Source organism: Bacillus sp. TH25, assembly GCF_016650935.1.
GTDB classification, from domain to species: Bacteria; Bacillota; Bacilli; order Bacillales; family Bacillaceae_G; genus Bacillus_A; species Bacillus_A mycoides.
In genome coordinates this window covers 384,945-408,626 of the sequence record NZ_JAEKEU010000037.1, presented here as the reverse complement: position 1 = coordinate 408,626, position 23,682 = coordinate 384,945, and the positions used below count along the sequence as shown (strand labels likewise).

22 protein-coding genes and 1 pseudogene are annotated in these 23,682 nt (G+C 35.4%); 6 read left to right on the top strand and 17 right to left on the bottom strand.

Annotated elements, in window-relative coordinates; all coding sequences use genetic code 11:
* Nucleotides 1-79: 79 nt before the first annotated feature.
* The 4 genes from JFT89_RS21060 to JFT89_RS21045 all read right to left on the bottom strand — a co-directional run bounded on the left by JFT89_RS21060 (nt 80) and on the right by JFT89_RS21045 (nt 3,860).
* On the bottom strand, nt 80-196 hold the full coding sequence (locus JFT89_RS21060) for a DUF4027 family protein (protein ID WP_002125236.1): 117 nt from the start codon (nt 194-196) through the stop codon (nt 80-82).
* A 320-nt stretch (nt 197-516) separates the two neighbouring features.
* A complete protein-coding gene (locus JFT89_RS21055; RefSeq protein WP_002010593.1) occupies nt 517-939 on the bottom strand; it encodes a universal stress protein in 423 nt (140 codons plus the stop codon).
* A 65-nt stretch (nt 940-1,004) separates the two neighbouring features.
* Complete coding sequence (locus JFT89_RS21050; protein WP_016097228.1) at nt 1,005-2,456, bottom strand: SulP family inorganic anion transporter; 1,452 nt, start codon at nt 2,454-2,456, stop codon at nt 1,005-1,007.
* 156 nt (nt 2,457-2,612) lie between these two features.
* Complete coding sequence (locus JFT89_RS21045) at nt 2,613-3,860, bottom strand: cell wall-binding repeat-containing protein (protein ID WP_201040551.1); 1,248 nt, start codon at nt 3,858-3,860, stop codon at nt 2,613-2,615.
* Nucleotides 3,861-4,034: 174 nt separating this feature from the next.
* Between JFT89_RS21045 and JFT89_RS21040 the strand changes: the two genes are divergently transcribed.
* A complete protein-coding gene (locus tag JFT89_RS21040) occupies nt 4,035-4,712 on the top strand; it encodes a response regulator transcription factor (RefSeq protein ID WP_002029819.1) in 678 nt (225 codons plus the stop codon).
* 11 nt (nt 4,713-4,723) lie between these two features.
* Complete coding sequence (locus tag JFT89_RS21035) at nt 4,724-6,094, top strand: sensor histidine kinase (RefSeq protein ID WP_002063785.1); 1,371 nt, start codon at nt 4,724-4,726, stop codon at nt 6,092-6,094.
* Between the two features lie 38 nt (nt 6,095-6,132).
* Here the strand turns inward: JFT89_RS21035 and JFT89_RS21030 are convergent, their stop codons facing one another.
* Nucleotides 6,133-6,657: a dihydrofolate reductase family protein gene (locus tag JFT89_RS21030; protein ID WP_002010525.1), complete on the bottom strand. Its 525-nt coding sequence runs from the start codon at nt 6,655-6,657 to the stop codon at nt 6,133-6,135.
* Between the two features lie 65 nt (nt 6,658-6,722).
* Between JFT89_RS21030 and JFT89_RS21025 the strand changes: the two genes are divergently transcribed.
* Nucleotides 6,723-7,706 carry a helix-turn-helix transcriptional regulator gene (locus JFT89_RS21025; RefSeq protein ID WP_002063783.1) on the top strand — a complete coding sequence of 328 codons (984 nt, stop codon included), beginning with the start codon at nt 6,723-6,725 and terminating at the stop codon, nt 7,704-7,706.
* A 21-nt stretch (nt 7,707-7,727) separates the two neighbouring features.
* Here JFT89_RS21025 and JFT89_RS21020 read toward each other — a convergent pair whose 3' ends face one another.
* The 10 genes from JFT89_RS21020 to JFT89_RS20975 form a co-directional block, all read right to left on the bottom strand.
* Nucleotides 7,728-8,162: an HIT family protein gene (locus JFT89_RS21020; RefSeq protein WP_033706394.1), complete on the bottom strand. Its 435-nt coding sequence runs from the start codon at nt 8,160-8,162 to the stop codon at nt 7,728-7,730.
* A gap of 62 nt (nt 8,163-8,224) precedes the next feature.
* Complete coding sequence (locus tag JFT89_RS21015; RefSeq protein WP_033706393.1) at nt 8,225-8,602, bottom strand: OsmC family protein; 378 nt, start codon at nt 8,600-8,602, stop codon at nt 8,225-8,227.
* Nucleotides 8,586-10,004 carry an amino acid permease gene (locus tag JFT89_RS21010; protein ID WP_201040550.1) on the bottom strand — a complete coding sequence of 473 codons (1,419 nt, stop codon included), beginning with the start codon at nt 10,002-10,004 and terminating at the stop codon, nt 8,586-8,588. The genes JFT89_RS21015 and JFT89_RS21010 overlap by 17 nt, the downstream gene beginning before the upstream one ends.
* A 204-nt stretch (nt 10,005-10,208) precedes the next feature.
* A complete protein-coding gene (locus JFT89_RS21005) occupies nt 10,209-10,853 on the bottom strand; it encodes an amino acid ABC transporter permease (protein ID WP_002063780.1) in 645 nt (214 codons plus the stop codon).
* A complete protein-coding gene (locus tag JFT89_RS21000) occupies nt 10,854-11,510 on the bottom strand; it encodes an amino acid ABC transporter permease (protein ID WP_033706391.1) in 657 nt (218 codons plus the stop codon).
* Nucleotides 11,511-11,597: 87 nt separating this feature from the next.
* Nucleotides 11,598-12,428: a glutamine ABC transporter substrate-binding protein GlnH gene (glnH, locus tag JFT89_RS20995; RefSeq protein WP_060751640.1), complete on the bottom strand. Its 831-nt coding sequence runs from the start codon at nt 12,426-12,428 to the stop codon at nt 11,598-11,600.
* A gap of 12 nt (nt 12,429-12,440) precedes the next feature.
* Entirely contained in the window at nt 12,441-13,295 is an 855-nt protein-coding gene (locus JFT89_RS20990; protein ID WP_002063777.1) for an amino acid ABC transporter ATP-binding protein, read from the bottom strand.
* Nucleotides 13,296-13,305: 10 nt separating this feature from the next.
* Nucleotides 13,306-14,766 carry an alanine/glycine:cation symporter family protein gene (locus JFT89_RS20985; RefSeq protein ID WP_002063776.1) on the bottom strand — a complete coding sequence of 487 codons (1,461 nt, stop codon included), beginning with the start codon at nt 14,764-14,766 and terminating at the stop codon, nt 13,306-13,308.
* 159 nt (nt 14,767-14,925) lie between these two features.
* Nucleotides 14,926-15,897 (bottom strand): phosphotransferase enzyme family protein, encoded by a 972-nt coding sequence (locus JFT89_RS20980; RefSeq protein ID WP_002063775.1) that lies wholly within the window; start codon nt 15,895-15,897, stop codon nt 14,926-14,928.
* Nucleotides 15,898-15,920: 23 nt separating this feature from the next.
* A complete protein-coding gene (locus tag JFT89_RS20975) occupies nt 15,921-16,607 on the bottom strand; it encodes a CPBP family intramembrane glutamic endopeptidase (RefSeq protein WP_016126548.1) in 687 nt (228 codons plus the stop codon).
* 151 nt (nt 16,608-16,758) lie between these two features.
* Between JFT89_RS20975 and gerKA the strand changes: the two genes are divergently transcribed.
* The 3 genes and pseudogenes from gerKA to JFT89_RS20960 all read left to right on the top strand — a co-directional run bounded on the left by gerKA (nt 16,759) and on the right by JFT89_RS20960 (nt 20,452).
* The gene (gene gerKA, locus JFT89_RS20970; protein ID WP_016097220.1) at nt 16,759-18,261 is read left to right on the top strand and encodes a spore germination protein GerKA; all 1,503 of its coding nucleotides are present in this window, start codon (nt 16,759-16,761) and stop codon (nt 18,259-18,261) included.
* The gene (locus tag JFT89_RS20965) at nt 18,242-19,348 is read left to right on the top strand and encodes a GerAB/ArcD/ProY family transporter (protein WP_016097219.1); all 1,107 of its coding nucleotides are present in this window, start codon (nt 18,242-18,244) and stop codon (nt 19,346-19,348) included. Before gerKA ends, JFT89_RS20965 begins: the two co-directional genes overlap by 20 nt.
* Nucleotides 19,329-20,452, top strand: a pseudogene (locus tag JFT89_RS20960) (Ger(x)C family spore germination protein). The gene JFT89_RS20965 and the pseudogene JFT89_RS20960 overlap by 20 nt, the downstream one beginning before the upstream one ends.
* A 31-nt stretch (nt 20,453-20,483) precedes the next feature.
* Here JFT89_RS20960 and treC read toward each other — a convergent pair.
* Together treC and treP are read right to left on the bottom strand one after the other, a co-directional pair.
* Nucleotides 20,484-22,145, bottom strand: a complete 1,662-nt coding sequence (gene treC / locus JFT89_RS20955; protein ID WP_201040549.1) for an alpha,alpha-phosphotrehalase — start codon at nt 22,143-22,145, stop codon at nt 20,484-20,486.
* 13 nt (nt 22,146-22,158) lie between these two features.
* The gene (gene treP, locus JFT89_RS20950) at nt 22,159-23,586 is read right to left on the bottom strand and encodes a PTS system trehalose-specific EIIBC component (RefSeq protein WP_002063769.1); all 1,428 of its coding nucleotides are present in this window, start codon (nt 23,584-23,586) and stop codon (nt 22,159-22,161) included.
* Nucleotides 23,587-23,682: the final 96 nt, after the last annotated feature.

The following is a 23,682-nucleotide window of genomic DNA, read 5'->3' as shown; positions in this document are numbered from 1 at the left end:
CTTACATGCTAAGAGCTATTTTTTATTTATCGTTCTTCTCTTGCTATTTATATTAATCATTTCCCTTCTATTCATACGATTAAAACATTTGCTGAAACATCTTTATTAAAACAGCTAACATAACAGATCCAGCAAATCCACCTAAACAAATTAAGCTTACCCCTTGGCTATAAGACAAATTTTGAAATGATTTCATACCTTCCATCCTCCCTATATCCCCTTTGATATTCTTATTGTATCAATGGGGAAAATTTCATAACATCGATTTCGCTGACAGCTAACTTACAAATTTGTAAGTTAACATTTTTTTAAACTTATATATATTCTGTCCATATTCTCCCTCTTAATACATCAAAAAAGACCTCGAATTATATCAAGGTCCTGCTTACACTACATAATATCTCACTCAACTTATTTTATCCCGCTATTCGCCGGGCAGTAAGACCCCCACCTCAAAATTCAGTGAAAGCAAAGAAGTTAGGTCGGGGATGAACAAAACCCCCACTGATTAAAGCTTCACTTTATAATCATCACCGGGCATTTCACACGTTTTGCTATTTTATGACTTACACTACCAAGCACCATTTCTTGCAGTGTATTTAGCCCTCTACTCCCAGCAATAATAAGATCTATATCTCCTGTATTTACATATTGAACAATCGTATCTCCTGGATCGCCATGTAGAATCGTAATTTTGTAGGAAATGTTCTCTTTCTTTAATAAACCCTCAATCTCTTTTAATTTATCTTTTCGACTAGCTGATATTGTTTCTAAATCCGTTTGTCCTTGTATAATATCTGACTTTGCCGTTCTATTATCTACTACGTACACAACTTCAACATGTGTTTCTTCGTTAAATTTCGCAATATATGTTGCATGCTCGGCTGCTCGAAGTGCATGTTCAGAACCATCGCATGCTAATAAAATTTGTTTGTACATATGCTGAATCCCCTTTTCGTTATCCTACCCGTATTATATAATAAAGCCCCCTAAAAAGGAGGCTTCTAACTAGCAATTCTCTTATTATAAGTAGCTAAATTTGCAACGAGCTTCGAGCTACGTTCATTTAACCCTGTGATCCTTACTTTCACACCGTTCTGTTCATATTTCATGATAACTTTATCAATTGCCGCTACTGCTGAATCATCCCATACGTGTGCGTTAGTAAAGTTCATCTCAATTTCTTTCACATCTTCATTGTATGAAAAAGCATTTATATACTCTGCCGTAGATGCGAAGAATAGTTGGCCGTGAATTTCGTATATTTTCTTATTTTCAATATACAAATGTTTCACGTGAATCTTTGCCATATTGAATGCAAATAAAACTGCACTAATTATCGTTCCGATAATTACACCTAATCCTAAATTATGTGTAATTAGGACAATCACAACTGTTACGATCATAACAAATGCGTTTCCTTTTGGTACTTTATGAATCGTCGCTACAGAGTTCCAATCAAACGTCCCAATCGAAACCATAATCATAACTGCAACTAAAGCTGCCATCGGAATATGAACAACGTAATCACCTAAAACAAATAGCAATACGATTAAAAAACCACCGGCTACAAACGTCGATAATCTCCCGCGACCACCTGATTTAATGTTAATAACAGATTGTCCAATCATTGCACATCCTGCCATTCCTCCGAAGAAACCAGCAACAACGTTCGCAATCCCTTGTCCACGTGCCTCTTTATGCTTATTACTTTCCGTATGTGTCATATCGTCTAAAACCGACGCCGTTAATAATGACTCTAGTAAACCTATAACCGCTAGCATAACTGAATACGGTAAAATAATTGCTAATGTCTCAAGTGTAAATGGAACATCAGGAATACTAAAGAACGGTAATTCTTTCGGTAAGCTTCCCATATCCCCTACTGTTTTTAACTGTAATCCGCTCATAAGTGCAATGCTTGTCACAATAATAATTGAAATAAGTGTAGACGGAACAGCCGTCGTAATACGTGGAAATAAATATATAATTGCAAGTCCTAATGCGACAAGTGCATACATTTGCCAAGTTGCATTTTTAAAATGCGGCAATTGCGCTGTAAAAACTAAAATTCCAAGTGAATTTAAAAAACCACTCATAACGGATTTAGGAACAAACTTCATAAATGAGCTCAGCTTGAACACTCCAAAAATAATTTGAACAATACCTGTTACTATTGTCACAGCAAATAAATATTGCAAACCATGATCCTTCACAAGAGTGACCATTAATAACGCCATCGCACCTGTTGCCGCCGAGATCATCCCTGGTCTTCCGCCTACAAACGAAATTGTAACCGCAATACAAAAAGCGGCGTATAACCCAACGGTCGGATCTACACCTGCAATAACAGAAAAAGCTATCGCTTCAGGAATTAATGCTAAAGCAACAACAATCCCCGATAGCACGTCCCCTCTCATATTTGAGAACCATTCATTTTTTATAGTTTGAAACAAAGTAACACTCCTCTACTCTTTTATCATTTGATTTTCTCCGTAAGAAAATCAAGGCCGACTGCACGAAGGCTATTATATAACGAGCAAAGGATGTTGTGCTATGTAAAAGTTTCCTAAAGAAAAGACGCTACCTTAGCAGCGTCTTTTCTCATTTCATTAATGTCCACCGTGACCTTGACCACTTTCCTGAACAATTTCTAACCTCTCATCCAATATACCTTGTGTTTCAAATGAGATATCACTAGTACTTCCTAATAGGAAACCATGGTTATACGGTCCAAGCGTTGGGTCATCCTTAAACTTCGGCTGAATAGTAGCAAGGAAGTCATAAACTGGTTGTTTTGCTTTTCCTTCCTCAAGCAAAACAACAGGGGCATGTTTACCCATATGTGAAAACGGTGCTCCCGCAATTGCTAAGTCTGGTGTTTTGCTTGAAACAAATGAAAAACCGTGACCTGGTTTTGTGAATCCCCAGCCAAATTTCGTTTTTTCATCTTTAAATTTCGCAAATGCAACCGAATTTTCTGTTGGAGTCTCCCCACTAATACGCGTTACTTTCCCGTATTTACTTAACTCTTTTTCTACTTCTCTCGAAACGATTTTTTCTGGTCCTAACACATATATATTTGCTTTATCTTTTCTCATTTTTAATGCCTCTATTGTCGCTTCTGGCACTTTATTTTTTTCAGTATATAGAAGAGGTTCTGGCATATGAGAAATCCAATTTACAGCTGGTGTTGTATATAAACGTCCTTCTTCTTCAGACGAACCGATAATAACGCTATTTGGATAATTTCCTGTTATATCGGCATATTCTTTATCAACATCTTTAGCAAATTTAGCTGGGTCCGTTTCTTTTATTTGCTTTAATTTATATTCTTTTAATTGCTCTAGGCTAGATGCCCCTACATCCCCCATCACCATAATTTGCGTTCCATCTTTCGTTCCGAGCGGATTTAATCGTTTTATTTCTTTTAACGTCATTTCGGGTACCTTTTCTTTTTCTATAAATAAAATCGGTCCGTTATTCGGATGATGAATAAGATCCGCACTTGCAATACCTAATTGCCACTCGTTCACTGGCACTAAAATAATAGCGCCTGGCTGATTCTCTTTATGCGTTGCTGGCCATATCGTTTGTGAAGTTAATACTGCCATTTGCAAAGGATCATTTGTATTTAATCTCGTTACATTTTTTAAACTTGTCGTTAATAAATCATTCGATGCACCTTGATTCATTTCTTTCGGCGCAGTTACCTCCTGATTCATTTTCATTTCCTTTTGCTCTGTTTTCGTCTCTTCTGTAGATTCATGATTTTTATGATCTGTATTCGTTTGTCCGCATGCCGCAAGACCGACTGCTGCAATTATTGTTATCCCCAAAATTCGGGTCATCTTTTTCACTATATCGCCTCCGTATTATTCGTTTTCGAGCCAATATTATTACCTAAAATGGAATTTCAACTTTACAATAACAAGCAATTCTGAAGAAATTATGCAGATGCATTATAATCTGCACCATTTCTTCATGATTTTGACTTACAATTTAAGTAATAACTACAAATGCGGAGGTACTCTATGATCGATATACTACTCGTAGATGATGAACCGAGAATGCTTGAATTATTAACGCTTTATCTTACTCCAATCGGATATAACTGCGTATGTGCAGTATCCGGAGAAGAAGCTATTTCACATATAGAAAATCGAAACTTCAAATTTGTTTTACTCGATATTATGATGCCAAAGATGGATGGGTGGGAAACTTGCAAAAGAATTCGATCATTTAGTAACGTTCCTATCATTATGGTAACTGCTCGTGATCAAACGGTAGATGTCGTTCAAGGGTTAAAACTTGGAGCAGATGATTACGTGACGAAACCATTCCACGAAGAGGAGCTCTTCGCAAGAATTGAAGCTGTTTTACGCCGAACCAATCAACATGCACAAATCCAATATCACGGCATTTTATGGGATGAGGCCAAGCATTTCATTTCTGTCCATAATGAAGAACTTCTTCTCACCCCAATCGAATTCTCTTTACTCGGATTATTTTTACGTCATGTGAACTACGTATTAAGCCGTGATCAGCTCATTGAACGAATTTGGGGATTAAATACAAATACAGAAGATAGAACAGTCGATTCACATATTCGTAATTTACGTGATAAATTACGAAAAGTAAATTTCCCCATTGATCACCATTTAAAAACTGTTTACGGAGTAGGATATCGATGGATTGATATTGAAAACTAAGGAGCAAAACGATGAAGCGAATTTCTATTCAACTCGGATTTTATTTTCTAATTGTTACACTTTTAATCGAAAGTGTTCTATTTGTCTTGCTCTATTATAGCCTTGTAAACAATAGAGTAAATGAAGAAATGACAGCTTTATTGAAGCGTGGAAATAGTCACCGAGATGTCCTTGAAAAGTATTTTGATAAGCAAACAATCTCCCATGTTGCACTAATGGAGTCCGAAGCCGAAACCACTGTTATTATTACAAATGCAAATAAGGAAATACTAGCTAAATCCAATGAAATAAATACTACTATAAAAAAACATATTGAAGGAATGCAAACACGAACAGATCATGATGGAGCAATTATAGAGAATCATTGGAAAACATCTAATTATATATGTACAGTTAGCCCAATTGTAGTGGCAGGAAAAACGGAAGGCTATGTATATATGTTTCTCGGGACGGAATCAATCGAAGAAATGGTCAACGGGCTAACAAGACAATTCATTATCGCTGGAGTCATTACTTTCCTATTAACAGCCATCACCATTTTTCTATTATCACGTGTGTTAACAAAACCATTGTTACACATGAAACAAGCGACTGAAAAAATGAGTAAGGGCGATTTATCAGTTTCATTAACGACTACTCGAAATGACGAAATTGGTGAACTAGCACAATCTATCCAAACTCTCGCAAATGATTTACATTATATGAAAACAGAGCGAAGTGAATTTCTAGCGAGTGTTGCTCACGAATTACGAACACCATTAACGTACGTAAGAGGTTATGCTGACATTGCATTAAAAGAAAGCACACCTCCAGAGCAACGTTTACGATACTTATCCATTATAAAAGACGAGTCTGATTATATTACAAACTTAGTCCAAGATTTATTTTCACTCGCTCAAATGGAAAAGCATAACTTTTTCATTCAAGTACAGGAAGTGCATTTACACCCCTTCCTTACTCGCATCACTGAAAAAATAAATGTGATGTACGGAGAAAAACAAATTAAAGCTGTTTTCACATGTCCTTCCTCACTCTTAGTAAAGCTAGATGAGCAGCGCTTTGAACAAGTTATGGCTAACATTTTAAATAACGCGTATAGACATTCAAAAGAACATTCCCATATTAATATTTCTGTTACAGAAGAACATAAACATATTTCCATCAAAATTAAGGACAAGGGAGAAGGTATTCCCCCTGAAGACCTCCCTCACATTTTCGACCGCTTTTACCGTGTTGATAAAGCGCGCTCTAGAGCTACAGGAGGCACTGGTTTAGGGCTCTCCATCGTAAAAGAAATCGTAGAACTACACGGCGGGAATATTACTGTCACAAGTGAAATTGATCACGGATCTTGCTTTACAATTTCATTGCCATCTATATAGAAACACGACTATCATCAATAGTCGTGTTTTCTTATCCTTTAGGACTTTACTTTATAATATAAATTTACGAATTGGCCAAAACGTTTCGTATCCGTTAAAGTTAAATGAATTTCTGGATTCTTTTCTTTAAATAACGGAACTCCAGAACCTAATATGTGAGGTGTAATCGTAACAACATATTCATCAATTAAATTATTCTTAAAAAATCCTCTCAGTAGACTCCCTCCACCGACCATCCATATTTTAGATCCTTCCTGCTCTTTCAACCTTTTTGTAAACTCTAATACATCTTCATTTACAAACTCTACATGCTCGTTTGAACCTTTTTCTGAATTAGAAAAAACATAACATTTTTTATCTAGGTACGGGAATGTTTCCGTATGCTCTACCACATAATCGTACGTTCTCTTTCCCATAATTATCGTATCAATTGTTTCGTACATTTCTGTATAACCGTTGTCTCCCTCACCTTCTGTTTCCATTAACCACTCTAAATCATCATCTTCTTTCGCGATAAATCCATCTAAGCTCGCTGCAATAAATAAAACAATTTCACGTGACATATCTTTTCCTCCTTACAGCTTCTATTGATAAAATCATCTTATAAGCACTATACTAACCATAAAACATGACAACTTATGTCATGTTAAAAAAGAAAAAGGTGATATCCTTGTCAAAAGCAAAACGTTTACTAGACATTCTTATATTTGCTTCTACGAAAAAAACATTTACAGCTCAAGAAATAGCTGATGAATTTAATATTTCCGTTCGTACGGTCCATAGATATATTTTAGATTTAAGTGATATGGGGTTACCCATTTACGCTGAACAAGGTCGCAACGGAGGATATAAAGTATTAACAAACAGCATGCTTCCCCCCATTTTATTTACCGAAGAAGAAGCAGTCTCCATCTTTTTTGCTTTTCAGTCTTTAAGCTACTACAGAGACTTGCCTTTTAACACAGAAATCAATTCCGTTACGCATAAACTGTATAGCTCCCTACAACATGATGCGAAAGCGAAAGTTGATAAAATACGATCTTATATCTCTTTTTGGAATCCGAAGAGAACAATTGATACACCTCTTTTAAACGAAGTATTAACCGCGGCTATTGAAAATAAAAATTTACACTTTCAATACGAATCTAAATCAGGGATAAAAACAAAACATGTTCATCCCATCGGTGTATATGCTCACGATGGTTTATGGTATTTGCCGTCCTATGACTATGGTAGAAAAAAAGTCCTACTGTATCGTGTTGATCGCATTCTTTCTATATTATCAACAGAAGAAAATGAGGATACTTTCATGAATTTAGAAGAGTGGTTTACCTCTAGCTCTAACATAGTACACATCCCTACGCAGTTACATGTTTTATTAACGACTGAAGGCGTACGCCAATGTAAAAGCGTTCCTTACCTTGAAGAATTCGTGGTAATAAACGCAGACGGGACAGGATATATACATTCAACAATTGATAAAGGTGAAATTAACTTTATTACCCCTTTATTTTATAGACTTGGAAAAGATGCACGAGTTTTAGAACCGAAAGAATTAATAGATGGTTTACGTATACGTGCGAAAGAAGTTTTAAATATGTATGGAGACTAAAAAGGCGTAAGAAAACCCCTCTTACGCCTTTTCGCTATGTATTATTTTCTCTATCGCTTCTTTTAACAAACTCTTTGTCTCTTCAAAGTTATGATTCTGCTGTTCTCCTGGCTGCACCGTATAAAACTCAGCAAACGAACGCTCTTTATATCTCGGTACAATATGCATGTGATAATGAGTTAACTCGTTAAAGATTCCACCATTTTGACAAATTGTAACTCCGTCTGGTTTATATAATAACTTAATAGCCTTTGAAATAAGCTTAGAAGCGTCCATAATCGCTTGCGCTACACAATCATCTAATTCGTCCACTTCTACAACATGCAGCTTTGGAACGATTAAAGTATGCCCTGTATAGAAAGGCGCATGATCTAAAAAACAAGTTACATAATCATCTTCATACACTTTATATATAATTTCTTCTTCATTTGCTAATTTACAACCTAAACATTCCATCATACTTTCCCCTTTATTAAAAACATAAAAACGTGAGCGCCCTATTCTCACGTTTTTATGTTTCACTTTACTAATTCAATTGTTTCTGTAACTTTTATACTATCCTTTACAGATTGAACAATTGTGCAATTTTTCACCGCAAGTTGCAGTGCCTTGTCTAATTGTTCTTCTGTAATATTTTGTGCTTTAATTTTATAGTGCAAATGAACGCTTTCAACTGGTTTTGATAAAGCTTCACTTCTACCAATTTCAGTTTCAATTGTAAACGTATCGTATGCAATACGTTTCTTTTCTAAAATCGTTCGAAAAACAATTGCACTACATCCCGCGATAGAAGAAACGAGTAATTGTAACGGTGAATATCCGTTTTCTTTCCCAATCGCTAATTGACCATACGATAAATCTGCCTCTATATCATCATGCTTAATTTCTATTTTCATACTTTGCTTCCATCTCCACTTTCATCGGTTTCTTCCGTTTCTTACTCATATAATAATATATGTAGCAGAAAATGATAAATGGAATACCACAATATAAAGCCATTCTTTGTTCTGGAATAAACGCTAAACTAATAACAACGATGCTATTTGTAATTAAAGCTAAAATTGGAACAAGCGGGTATAGTGGTGTTCTATACTTTAAGTCCTCTAATTTTCCTCCGCCTTTTAAATACTGACTTCTAAAGCGAAGTTGTGATAAAGCAATAATGATCCAACTTGAAACAGCCGATAAACCAGCTATAGATAATAAGTACATATATACTGTATCTTCTGCAAGGAAGCTTGTTAATAAAGAAAGGCCCGCTACTGCAATTGTTACGACTAACGCTGTAATCGGAATACCACGTTTATTTACTTTCTTGAAAGAAGTTGGTGCCATTCCTTCATTTGCAAGTGACCATAGTATACGCGTTGCTGCATATAACCCTGAGTTCGCTACAGATAGAAGAGCTGTAATAATAACGAAGTTCATAATATCAGCTGCATATGGAATACCGATTTTATCAAATACAACTACGAATGGGCTTTCAATTATCCCTGCTTCTTTCCAAGAAATTAACCCTACTAAAATTGTCATTGTTAAAATGAAGAATAACATAATGCGCCATACTGTATTACGAATCGCACGTGGAATTGTTTTTTCAGGATTCTGACTCTCTCCTGCTGCAATCCCGATTAACTCTGTTCCTTGGAAGGAAAAGTTAACTGTAATCATCGTAAGAAGCACTGCAGCTAGTCCATTTGGGAATAGCCCACCATCACTTACAAAGTTAGAGAAAAGAGGCGCTGCTTCTTTTCCATCGTATGGTAAGAATCCTAGTAATGCGCTACCACCAAGTAGAATGAATGCAATAATTGTAACTACTTTAATACTAGAGAACCAAAACTCTAATTCAGCATAACTCTTCGCTGATATTGCATTTGAAGCATATAAAATAACTCCGAATACGAGACACCATACCCAAACATCAACATTCGGAAACCATCTTTTCATCATTAAACCGATCGATGTTAATTCTAATCCTACTGTTACTGCCCATCCAATCCAGTATAGCCAACCGATCATAAATCCAGTTCCTGGTCCAATAAACTTCGTCGCATACTTTTGGAAAGATCCTGAAACTGGCATTGCTACCGTTAGCTCTCCAAGACAAAGCATTGTTAAATACATAATAAATCCGCCCACTAAATATGAAAGGATGGCTCCCCCTGGTCCAGCCTGATTAATGGTGTAACCTGAACCTAGAAAAAAACCAGTTCCGATTACACCACCTAGTGCGATCATAAATAAATGTCTACTCTTCATCGTACGATGTAATTGCTCATTCGTTGTTTGCTGCATCTTAATCCTCCCCCTACAAGTACCCCTATCTCTTTTTAAAATTTTCTGATAATAAAAATATACACGAAAGCGATTACAATTTCTATATAAAATTAAAACTTTTCTGATAAAACAATATAAAAAAACGAATTATTGCAAGATTTAGATACTATTTAGAGGAAAATAAGGAGAAACAAGGAAAAATCCTTACATATATTGTAAGAGTTAACGAAGTTCTAATCTTCTCGATAAAATTGATAAACTATAATTCAATATAAAGTACATACAAGCCACTACTATAAAAGTCGGAATCATATAATTTACATTTTGCCCGCTAATAATTTGAGCATTATGCATAAGCTCTGGCAGTGATATAACAACTGCTAATGATGTATCTTTCAGCAATGAAATAAACTGACTGACAAGCGGCGGGACCATTCTTCTTAATGCTTGTGGTAAAATGATATGCCAAAGCGCTTGCACATACGTTAATCCTGAAGATCTTGCGGCCTCAATCTGTCCTTTTTCAATCGATAATAGACCACTTCGAACAATTTCAGATATCATTGCTGCTTCAAATATTGTTAAAGCAACAATTGTAGCTGTTATAATCTCTAATTTCAAGCCTGCTTCTGGAAGTGCAAAATATGTGAAAAATATAATTAAAAGTAGTGGTAAATTTCGAATCACTTCAACGATAATTCCTAATATTTGTGAGACAACAGGTATTTTCATGTAGCGTAATATTCCTATTACACTACCAATAATAAAGCTAAGTACAATTGCTACGAGCGCTACCTCTAACGTTATGAGTAATCCTTTTAATAAAAACAGAATATGATCTCCTGTAATTGCTCCCTTAAAATCCATTTACACCGCCTCCTTTGCTAAGCGTTTTTCTAAATAACGCACTAGCATACTGAGCGGAAGTGTTAATATTAAATAAAACATCCCGACAAATATATACACATCGAACGTAACTAACGTCTTCGTTGAAATTAAATCTCCTTGATACATTAAATCAGTACCCGCGATAATTCCGAGTATAGAAGAGTTTTTTACTAAATTGAGAAATTGATTTCCTAGGGGAGGGATTACGATTTTCATCGCTTGAGGTAAGACAACATAATACATTCCCTGTACATACGTTAATCCTGAAGACCGTGCTGCTTCCATTTGCCCTTTTGCAACGGATAAAATACCAGCACGAATGACTTCCGCAATAAATGATGCAGTATACACAGTAAGCGTAACTGTCCCTGCTACAAAACCATTTAAAGTGATTCCTATTACAGGTAAAGCGAAATAAAATATAAATGCAATTAATACGAGTGGAATATTTCTTACAAACTCCACAAAAGCTGACCCTATCCAATTTAAAATACGAATAGGTGAAATGCGCATTACAGCCAAAATTACTCCTAAAATAAAGCTTCCTATTAATGCAATTACACTAGACATCACTGTATATTTAAAGCCTTCTAAATACATATCAATGTTATTAGTTAATATAGAAAAATCAGGCACATATTCTCCCCTCTTTCTTTACAAGAAGAGGATGAGTACTCTCATCCTCTCACCCTTACTATTTATCAAGAGACATAAAGTTTCACTTTACTTCTCTTGTTTTTGACCAATCCATTTTTCATACAATTTATCGTATTCTCCATTCGCTTTCATATCTTTTAATAAACTATTAATCTCTTTCGTTAAATCGTCTGCACCTTTTTGTACTGCAATTCCATACGGTTCATCCGTGAAAATTTTCCCTACAACTTCATAATTAGAATCTTGTTTTGCCATTCCGTAAAGAATCGCATTATCTGTAGTTAAAACATCGCCTTTACCTGCTTTTAACGCTGTAAATGCCTCACTATAATTCTCGAACTCTAATACTGTTGCTTCTGGTGATTTTTGACGAATGTTATTTGTAGACGTTGAACCTTTTACAGCCAATACTTTAACGCCTTGTTTCACATCATCAATACTTTTAATATTGCTTCCTTTTTTCACAAGTAACGATTGCCCCGCTTTAAAATATACATCTGAGAAATCTACTTCTTTTTTGCGTTCTTCCGTAATTGTCATTGTCGCAATAATTGCATCAATATCACCATTTTTCAGCATCGGAATACGTGTTTTAGACGTTACTTCTTTCAGCTCTAGTTTCTTTTCATCACCAAGAATTTTTTTCGCAAGTGCCTTCGCGATATCAATATCGAATCCTTCTACTTGCCCTGTTGAAGGGTTTTTCAATCCAAATAAATTCGTATCATTCTTCACTCCAACTACTAACTTCCCGCGCTTCTTAATTTGCTCAACAGCTCCGCCTTGCTTCGTATTCGTTTCTTTCGCCTCGTCTTTTTTCCCCCCGCACCCAGCAACAATAAACACGAATAAACATGAGAATACGATTAGGGTAAACAACTTTTTCATCTTAAGCATGAAATTCCTCCTTTAATGATTTAATACCCGGCTTAAAAATAGACGTGCTCTTTCTTGTTCAGGATTTGCAAAAAATTGAGATGGTGTTGTATCTTCGATAATTTGACCGTCATCCATAAATAAAATTCTATCTGCTACCTCACGTGCAAATCCCATCTCATGTGTGACGACGACCATCGTCATTCCTTCTTTAGCCAGCGCTTTCATAACATCAAGCACCTCTCCGATCATCTCTGGATCAAGAGCGGACGTAGGCTCATCAAATAGCATAATTTTCGGTTGCATCGCGAGCCCTCTAGCAATAGCTACCCTTTGCTGTTGACCTCCGGATAATTGATGAGGATATACACCTGCCTTCTCCGGGATTCCTACTTTCTCTAAATAAACCATCGCTGTTTTTTCTGCTTCTTCTTTTGAAGTTTTATTTACTTTAATTGGTGCTAGTGTAATATTTTGCAGAACTGTTTTATGTGGGTATAAGTAAAAATGCTGGAAGACCATACCAATATTTCGGCGTAATTCATTCATATCTGTTTTTTTATTGTGTACGTCTGTATTTTGTACGATTAACTCTCCATCAGTAATCGCCTCTAACTGATTTATACATCGAAGCAATGTACTTTTTCCTGATCCTGAAGGACCAACAACTACTACCACTTCACCTTTTTTCACTTGCACATTAATATTTTTCAAAACTTGGAAGTTACCATAATATTTATTTACATTACGAAACTCTATCACCATACTCCCCCCTCCCCTAAACAAAGCATGTACATTCTTTTTATATTCAAAAATAGGCAAAAAAATAACTTTCATCTTCATTTTGTCCATAAAAAAGAGCAAAGGGATTTCCCTTTGCTCCTTCATTTCTATTCTCTTAAGATACTTCTTCTTTCTTGTCTTTCCCGTATTCATGCTCCCAGAAATCAGCATTTTTAATTCCTAATTTCTGCGGATCGAATACTGGATCTTTTCCTTCTTTTTTCTGCTTTTCATAATCCTTTAATGCGATCAATGCCGGTTTTTGTAATAATAGAATCGCAATAATGTTAACCCATGCCATAATTCCTACACCAATATCTCCTAAAGCCCATGCTGTTGCTGCTGTTTTTACACAACCGTAGAATACAACTCCTAAGAATACAAACTTTAGTACGATAGACATCCAAGGGCGGTCTTTATCACGGTTTAAGTAAGCTATATTCGTTTCTGCAATGTAGTAATAAGCCATAATTGTTGTAAATGCGAAGAATAGTAGAGAGATTGCGACGAAACCGTTTCCAAATCCAGGGAAAACAGATTCTACCGCTGCCTGTGTATAACCAGGACCTGGCTGTGCACCATTTAATTTATTGACGATAAAGTTTTTTCCGCTTGCATCAAATACGTTATACATGCCTGTAATAATCATCATAAATGCTGTTGCTGAACAAACAAATAATGTATCAATGTAAACGGAAAATGCTTGTACTAACCCTTGTTTAGCTGGATGCGATACTTCAGCAGCTGCCGCTGCATGAGCCCCAGTTCCTTGCCCTGCTTCATTTGAATAAATACCACGTTTTACACCCCAAGAAATTGCTAAACCAATAATCCCGCCAAAAGCTGCTTCTAATGCAAATGCACTTTTTAAAATTAACATGAAAGCGTCTGGTAATTTTTCAATATTCATAGCTACAATTACACAAGCTACTAAAATATAACCAAGCGCCATAAACGGCACTACAACTTGCGCTACGTTAACAATTCGCTTAACTCCACCAAATATAATAAGTGCTAATGCCGCTACTAATACCGCCCCGGATACAGAAGTATTAATACCAAAAGCTGTTTCTAGACTTACAGCAATACTATTCGCTTGAACACCTGGAAGCAGCATTCCTGTTGCAAGAATTGTCGCTGCAACGAACACTAATGCGTACCATTTAACACCTAGTCCTTTTTCAATGTAATAAGCAGGACCACCCCGGAATTGCCCTTGATGCTTCGTCTTATATATTTGTGCAAGCGTCGATTCTACATATGCAGAACCAGCTCCTAGAAAGGCTACCGCCCACATCCAAAATACAGCGCCTGGACCACCAAATGCAACAGCCGTTGCAACACCGGCAATATTTCCGGTTCCAACGCGCCCTGATAATGAAAGTGCTAAAGCTTGGAACGAAGAAACACCCGCATCCGATTTTTCCCCTTGAAATGTAAGTTTCACCATTTCTCCTACATGTCTTACTTGTAAAAACCTTGTTCGAATGGAAAAATATAGACCTACTCCTAAACATAAATAGACAAGTGCTGGACTCCAAACAATATTATTTATCCAACTTACGACAGCTTCCAATTTTCCCCCTCCTTCTTTATAAAGAATATTCAGAATATATATAAAATTATAAGTGTATACCGAATCTATAACAATATTATTTTAATAAAGTAAACATATTTTTGTATAAAAAAACAAAGTATATATTTATTTTATATACTTTGTTCCCTTATCTCTGTATTATATATTCACTATTGCCTCTTGCTTTATAACTCTTTCATACAACTCATCTGATAACTTTTGAAAATCCTCTGGCATATCTTTCCCTTTAAATTTCTTTTGAAGCGTACCGTATAAACCAATATCACGTAGACGTAAAAATAACGGTAACGATTCATACCAACTATCCGCCAGTCTGTGCTCATATTCATAACCTTTTCGTAACACTCGCAATTGTTTACGAGCAAATTCTGTCTTCTCTTCTGTAGTCCACTGTGTAAATAGAACAGAGTAATAGAGAACCATTGCTAAATCATGTATAAAGTAATTATAAGCTGCATCATCAAAATCAAAGATTGTTAGCTCTTTTCCATCATAATGAAAATTACCTGGATGAATATCACCATGCATAAGGCCAAACGTTTCTCTTTCAATTGGAAGAGCCTTTATTTCATCCATTAATACAGTGGCAATCCCTTTCACCTTCTCATCTTCTAATCCATTAACAATGCTACTTTCATCCTCTTCCCACGTATCACGGTAGTCTGTTTTAGGATAATCCATTGTAAGGCGGTGCAGTTGTCCAATCGCTTTTCCCCACGCTTCAAAGTAAGCATCTCCCCAATAAGGCGATTCTTCTCCTTTTACTTGCTCACCTTGTGCATATGTAAATAAAGACGCGAAAAAGAAAGTGCCATCTTCCGCTCCAATTTCTTCTACAAGGTTTTGAGATATTGAATTACGAGGTCCCGCCACTTTTGCCCCATGCTCTGCAACATACCGTAAAAAATCTAGTTCGGCCTCTGCCTCTTTTTTAGACCGATGAGAAGAATGGGTTAAGCGTAATACGTAATCTTCATTATTTTTACCCTTCGCCTTAAAAATATAATTTTCAAAATCACCAAGTGGCTTTTCTTCCACCGTTACATGATATGCCTTTGCTGCTCTTGCTAAAATTTCATTCGTAAAAACACGTTCTACCGCTATTTCCATTTGTATCCCTCCTATATATCTTCTTAATTCGACATAAATGTAAGAAGTACTGCTATGAAATTAAATAGTGCGTGTGCAATCATAGCCGATAAAATAGAATTTGTTTTTTCATATAACCACGCGAATACTACACCGCTTAAAAAATTCACCGGTAATGTGTTATATGTTGGAATATGAACAACGGTAAATATTATTGAACTTATAATCACCCCGCCCAATATGCCATATCTATCACGAAAAAACGTATAAAAAACACCTCGATATAAAATTTCTTCATAGATTGGTGATATAACTGCTGCTCCAATTACCGCGATACAGAACGCATATATTGATTTATCATTTTGGATCGTCTCCGTTTTACTATTTTCGAAAGAAATCCCCAGTTTCTCCATTATCATTAATACTCCAACACTCACTACAATCAAAGAAATAACCGCTACAAATGTCCACAATAAATCTTTCCATGAAAGCTTCCGAATTCCAATATCTTTCCACGACAGTTTATATCTTTTTATGCAAAAAAGATAAACTAAAAATGTAAATATCACTGCCATTATAAGTCCCATTAATACTCCAGCATATAATGAGTTCCCTATTATTTTTAAAGCATAATCATAAAAAAGAGATTCAACCATTACTGGTACAATCAGAAATACAAAAACAAATAAATATAAAATTTCTTTCCATCCCCACATACATTTTAAAGTCATCTACACCATCCCCCTATATCCTATTTTCTTTAGTATAAAAGATGACGTAACGTAACTTTCAAGCTACTTTTTTTCAAATAATCTAAGCATAATTTTCTCACAAACAACAAAAATTAACAGAAGGAATTTTATTCTAAAAGAGGTGGAAATTATGACACAACAAGAAGAACAGCAAAAGAGTAAGAATCAAAAGCATATGTTTCCATCACTTCCGGAAAATATTAATTACATTGAAAATAAGCTCTGTCATTCAGATGATATAAAAAAATTAGATATCCCTTTTCAAAACGGAAAAGGAACAATTTTATATATCGAATCTTTAGCAGACCCAAATTTAATTCATCAATTAGCTCTTGAACCCTTATTAACTCGATCTGATCTATCTTTAGATAAAGCATTTTCTACATTAAATATGAAAAAAGAAACGAATTTAAATTACGGTGTACAACTCTTATTACAAGGTAAATCTTTATATTTCCATGAACATGTCGAAAGCTTTTGTATTTTTGAAACAGCATTATCTTTAAAGAGAGCTATAACAGAGCCTGATAATGAAGGGATTGTACGCGGACCACATACTGGTTTCGTAGAAGATTTAGCAACCAATTTAGCGTCTATTCGTAAACTCATAAAAAGTCCAAATGTCGTCGTTAAATATTTCACACTTGGTGAAGAAATGCACACGAAAGTGGCAATTGCTTATATTCAAAATATAGCTAATGACGATCTCGTTGCAGAAGTGAAAAGAAGATTAGAATTGATTAAGACAGATGCACTCATGCCACCAGGTTACATACAAGAATTTATAGAAGATACGTCTTTCTCACCATTCCCGCAGCAATTAAATACAGAGCGCCCAGATAGAACCGCCGCTAATTTAATGGAGGGACGAGTTGCTATTTTATCAGATGGGGATCCAACAGCTCTTATCGTTCCCGTCACATTATTTGCCTTTTATCAATCTCCAGATGATTATAATAACCGCTGGATTGTCGGTTCTTTCGTACGAATGATTCGCTTAGTAAGTTTCTTAATCGCCTTTCTCTTACCAGCTATATATATCGCAACCGTGGCCTTCCATCCTGATGTATTGCCACTTGAACTCGTTTATACAATTAAAGCTTCATTAGAAAAAGTACCGCTCCCTCCTATTTTTGAAGCTCTCTTAATGGAGTTGATTTTCGAATTATTACGAGAAGCTGGTATTCGTTTGCCGAGCCGCGTTGGACAAACAATCGGTATTGTAGGTGGTTTAGTAATTGGGGATGCAATTGTAAAAGCTGGACTCGTTTCTTACACAATGATTATCGTTGTGGCTTTAACTGCAATTGCGTCTTTTCTCGTTCCATCCAACGACATGAGTTCAGCAGTTCGTATTCTTCGTTTTCCGTTAATGATCCTTGCTGCTATATTCGGATATGTAGGGATTTCATTTGGCTTAATTATAACTTTCGTTCACTTATGTCAGCTTCATTCTTTTCATACACCATATCTTTCCCCTCTTGCACCAATGAATATAAAAGATATGAAAGATGCTTTTATCAGACTTCCAATTTGGTCGTTTTGGGAACGACCACATGATTCAAAGCCGAAAAAAATGCAACGACAACATGTAACGAGAGAGGATGAGAACGGTGACAAACACGCAAAGTAAAATTTCGCTAGTTCAATTGACCTTTTTCGTTATTCAATGCCAAATCGGTGTTGGTATACTTTCTCTACCAAACCGTCTTCACCCAATAGCTAAAGGCGGTGGATGGATTTCTACACTCGTAGCTGGTCTTGCGACTCAAATTATTATTTTACTTATGTGGTTTTTATTAAAAAGATTTCCTAATGCAAATATATATGAAATTGTTTGTATGATGTTTGGTAATAAATTAGGAAAACTATTAGGATTCTCTTATGTTTTTTATTTTACCCTTATCGGTATGACCGTTATGTTAAATGCTTGTAATGTCATTAAAGTATGGATTTTGCAAGCAACTCCTTGGTCTGCAATTCTCATATTATTTACAATCGCTTGTTGTTATGTAGCTTATAATACATTTAAAGTCATTGTACGATTTTATGTCATGGCTTCTATTCTCATTTTACCAATGGCTCTTTTAATTGCCCTAGGGCTTTCGCGAGCTGATTTCTCTTATATTTTTCCCATTACAGAGGCTGGATGGTGGAATATTATTCAAGCATCGAAAGAAACAATTACGGCAATGTATGGTTTTGAAATTATTCTTATCGCTTTTCCAAAGGTAAATGGGAATCCTGTGGAACGGCTGAAAGCAATTTCTATCGCTAATGGATTCGTAACCCTTTTTTACACTTTTACGGTTTGGATTTGCTTTATCGTATTTAGTCCAAAGCAAATTGAGCTTATTCCAGAGCCAGTTGCTTACTTATTGCGCTCCTTACATATCGGGATTATAGACCGCACTGATTTAATATTCATACCAATTTGGATGATAACTGTCGTAGCTTCTATTGCTAGTTGTTACTGTGCTGCTTCTATAGGCATTGGGCATATATTCAACCTTGCTAATCATAAAAAAGCTGTTCCAATTGTTGGAATTGTCACTTTTAGTATCGCCTTATTTATAGATACACCTGAAGAATTAAAAGTGATTGCAAATTTCACTGATAAATTCACTTATATTTTCATTGTCGTTCTTCCCTTTTTATTTCTTCTTTATTCCTTATTAAGAAATAAGAAAGGAGCTCCATATGCGCAAAAAAATAGTTAAATTATGTAGCATCTTATGTGCTAGCTCACTTCTTTCTGGTTGCTGGGATCAAGAACCTTTAAGGGATGCTAGATTAGCTTATAGTATTGGATTTGATATTACAGAAGAAAATAAACTTCAACAAACCATCGAACTTGTAAGAAGTTCAGGAAGCGAGCAATCTTCATTTGAAAATGAAATACATTCAGCAACCGGCCATAACATACGAGATACTAGCGATACTTTGAAAGAAAATGTGACTGGGAATATTCGCTATTTCAAATACGGTGTGCTGCTATTAGGAACAAAAATTCAAAAAAAAGGTATATTACCCTATTTAGATGTTAGTTTTCGAGACCCAACAAATCCAACTGCTCTGGTAAAACTTATTTCAGTAGATGGTGAAACAGCTGAAATACTAAAAAAAAGAAAGTAGGAAATTTACTAATTGGAGATTTTCTAAAGAAAAAAATTAAAAGCTTAGAGGACATGAGTGTATTTCCGAAAGAAACTTTAGAAACAGCCGCTACAAAAATGTTAGATCCGGGTAAAGATTTCACTCTCCCTTCTATAAAAATAAAAGGAAAAGAAGTTATTACAGACGGGTTAGCTTTATTTAATAAAGACAAATTAACTGGACATTTACCCCTGAAACAAGCTGTTTTATTCGTGTTATTAACCGGAAAAATGGGAACAAGTGCCCGTATAACCCAAAAACTTACTAGTGATGAATCAGAGAAGACATCTGATTATTTAACAATGGAAGTGAGCAATCAGAAATTAAAACGAGACTTAAAAATAACAACAGATAAAAAAGGAAATGTTTATGCTCACATTAAGCTTCAACTAAAAATTATAGCGCTTGAAGCTCCAAGGGATAATCTTTATAAAATGGGTGAAAGAGAAAAGCTAAATAGAGAATTATCGAAACAACTTACGAAAGAAGCTAAACAAATAACGAAAAAGCTACAAAAAGCAAATTGTGATGCTTTCGGTATCGGAAGACACCTTATCGCTTATCATCCTGATTTATGGAAGAAAAAAAATTGGAATAAAGATTATGCAAAAGTGAAATTTAATCCCGAAGTAGAAGTAAGCATTTTATATAGTGGTGTCTTAAAATAAAAGGTTGTATGCCACTTGGGCATACAACCTTTTATTTCGTATATCGATATACAATTGATTCATATGGTCTTAAATTAATATTTGTAATATCCTTGCTTGAATCTTTATAATTTGACAATAATACTTCTTGTTTCATTCCATCTAATTGAACATTACCTGGTACAGAATATGTTATTTCTTCTCCATAGAAGTTATTTATAACAAGTAGTACTTCATTCTTTACAGTACGAGTATATGCCCAAATCTTAGAATGATTTTCATCTAAAATAGCATATTCCCCTTCTGTAATTACATCATAAGTTTTTCTAAGTTCAATTAACTTTTTATAATGATAAAATACAGATTCTTTCTCTTCTAACGCTTTTTCTACATTAATTTCTTCATAACTATCAGCCACTGAAATCCAAGGTGCATTTGTTGTAAAACCACTGTTCACCTCTTCATTCCACTGCATTGGAGTACGGGAATTGTCACGAGATTTTTGTTTTAAAATCCCTATAATCTCTTCTTTTGATAATCCTTCTTCTAGCTTTATATTATATATATTTAACGATTCCACATCACGATATTGCTCGATGGACTCGAATTTAGGATTCGTCATACCGATTTCTTCCCCTTGATAAATGTAAGGTGTTCCTTGCAACATATGCATAGCTGTCGCTAACATTTTAGCAGATTCATTTCGGTACTTCTCATCATCACCAAACCGTGAAACAATACGAGGCTGGTCATGATTACACCAAAATAACGCATTCCATCCTCCGCCCTTTTGCATTTCACTTTGCCAATCGGACATAATTTCTTTTAATTTAATGAAATCAAAATCAGCTTTCGTCCACTTATCACCATTCGAATAATCTACTTTTAAATGATGGAAACTAAACGTCATGCTTAGTTCATTGCGCTCAGGATTCGAATATTTAATACAATTATCAATTGTTGTAGATGACATTTCTCCAACTGTAATTACATCTTTCCCTTCAAAAACATTTTGGCTCATCTCTTGTAAATATTCATGGACGCGTGGACCATCTGTGTAATATTTACGCCCATCACTTGTAGCCGTGGTGCCTTCATCATTTAAAAATCTTTGATCTTTTGAAATTAAGTTAATAACATCAAGGCGAAATCCTTTTACACCTTTCTCCAACCAAAAGCGCATCATATCGTACACTTCTTCACGAAGCTTTTCATTTTCCCAGTTTAAATCAGCTTGCGTCTCATCAAATAGATGTAAAAAATATTGCCCTGTTTTCTCATCATATTTCCAAGCAGATCCTCCAAATTTAGACTGCCAATTATTCTTTTCATCACGCCAAATATAATAATTTCGATACGGGCTATTCTTATCTTCTTTTGCTTCTTTAAACCACTTATGCTCCGTTGAACTATGATTTACAACGATATCAAGCATGATTTCAATGTCACGTACTTTCGCTTCTTTTAAAAGCTCTTCAAACTCTTCCATCGTCCCGTAAGATGGATCAATGCTGTAATAATCACTTACATCGTATCCATTGTCATTTTGTGGTGATCGGTATATCGGTGTTAACCAAATATAATCCACTCCAAGTTCCTTTAAATAATCTAATTTCTCTGTAACTCCCTTTATATCACCGGTTTCTTTATTATAGTAACTATTAAAGCTCTTCGGATAAATTTGATAGACTACACTTTTATGCCAATCTTTCATGCTTAATTTCCTCCTACTTCTGTTTTACTCGTTTCGCAAATAACCATGTTAATGTAAATGGAATTACTACTGCGATTATCATCCCTACAATAAACATTGGAATCGATTTCGGAATGATAGAAATAAATGCTGGCAATCCGCCAATTCCGATTGCTGGTGCTAATACACCATTTAATGTAATAAATATCGCTGCTATAGCAGACCCAATAATCGCTGCATAGAACGGGAATTTATTTCTTAAATTCACACCGAACATCGCTGGCTCTGTAATACCGAAGTATGCTGAGATTGCTGATGTTGATGCCATACTTTTATCATTTTGATTTTTAGAAATCCAGAACATCGCTAGTGCCGCACTACCTTGTGCAATGTTAGAAAGAGCAATCATCGGCCAAATAAATGTACCGCCGTGCTGTGCAATTAGCTGCAAATCAATTGCAATAAACATATGATGCATTCCTGTAATTACGAGCGGTGCATATAATGCTCCAAATAATACTGCTCCAAGTACTGGTACCGTTTCATATACGCCAACTAATCCAGCCGTTAATAAATCGCCAATATGACGTGTAACTGGACCGATAATCCCTAATGCTAATACACCTGTTACAACGATTGTTGTAATTGGTACAACTAATAATTGAATTGCGTTTGGCACATGTTTCTTTAAGAAGATTTCAACTTTACTTAATACGAATGCTGCTACTAAAATGGGTAAAATTTGACCTTGATACCCTACCTTTTCAATTTGGAATAGCCCTAAAATATCGAAGTACTCAATCTTTTGTCCCTCTAAACCAGTCGCTGCTTTTCCATAATCCCACGCGTTTAATAAGGCCGGATGCACAAGCATTAATCCCATAACAATCCCTAGTATTGGACTACCACCAAAGCGCTTCGTTGCTGACCAACCAACAAGTGCCGGTAAGAATACGAATGCTGTATTGGCCATCATATTAATTAAATCCCAAAGCCCACCTAAGTTCGGATATACTTCTAATAAATTTTTCCCATCAAAAAATAAGTCCTTTGCCCCTAACAGGTTATTAATCCCCATTAGTAAACCTGCCGTAATAATTGCTGGCAAAATCGGCATAAATACATCTGAAAATACTTTTACAAACTTTTGAACTGGATTTAATTTTTTATCCCCTGAACCTTTTACGTCAGCTACTGTCGATTCTTCCATACCTGCAAGCGTTATCAATTCAGCGTATACTCGGTCGACATCACCTGGACCAATTACAATTTGAAATACCCCAGCGTTATGAAACGCTCCCTTTACTAATGAAACAGACTGTAATTTATCATTATCTATTTTATTTTCATCTTTTAAAGCGATACGTAGCCTCGTTACACAGTGCGCAGCTTGTTCAATATTGTCTTTCCCACCAATATACTGCAACACTTCTTCTGCTGTTTTACGATAGTCTTTCCCCATATTCCCGTCCCTCTTTTCTTTTTTTGATACCGTTTACACTTACATATTAACTCGTATATATAAGTTAGTCAACACTCGTATATATAAGTTGATGAT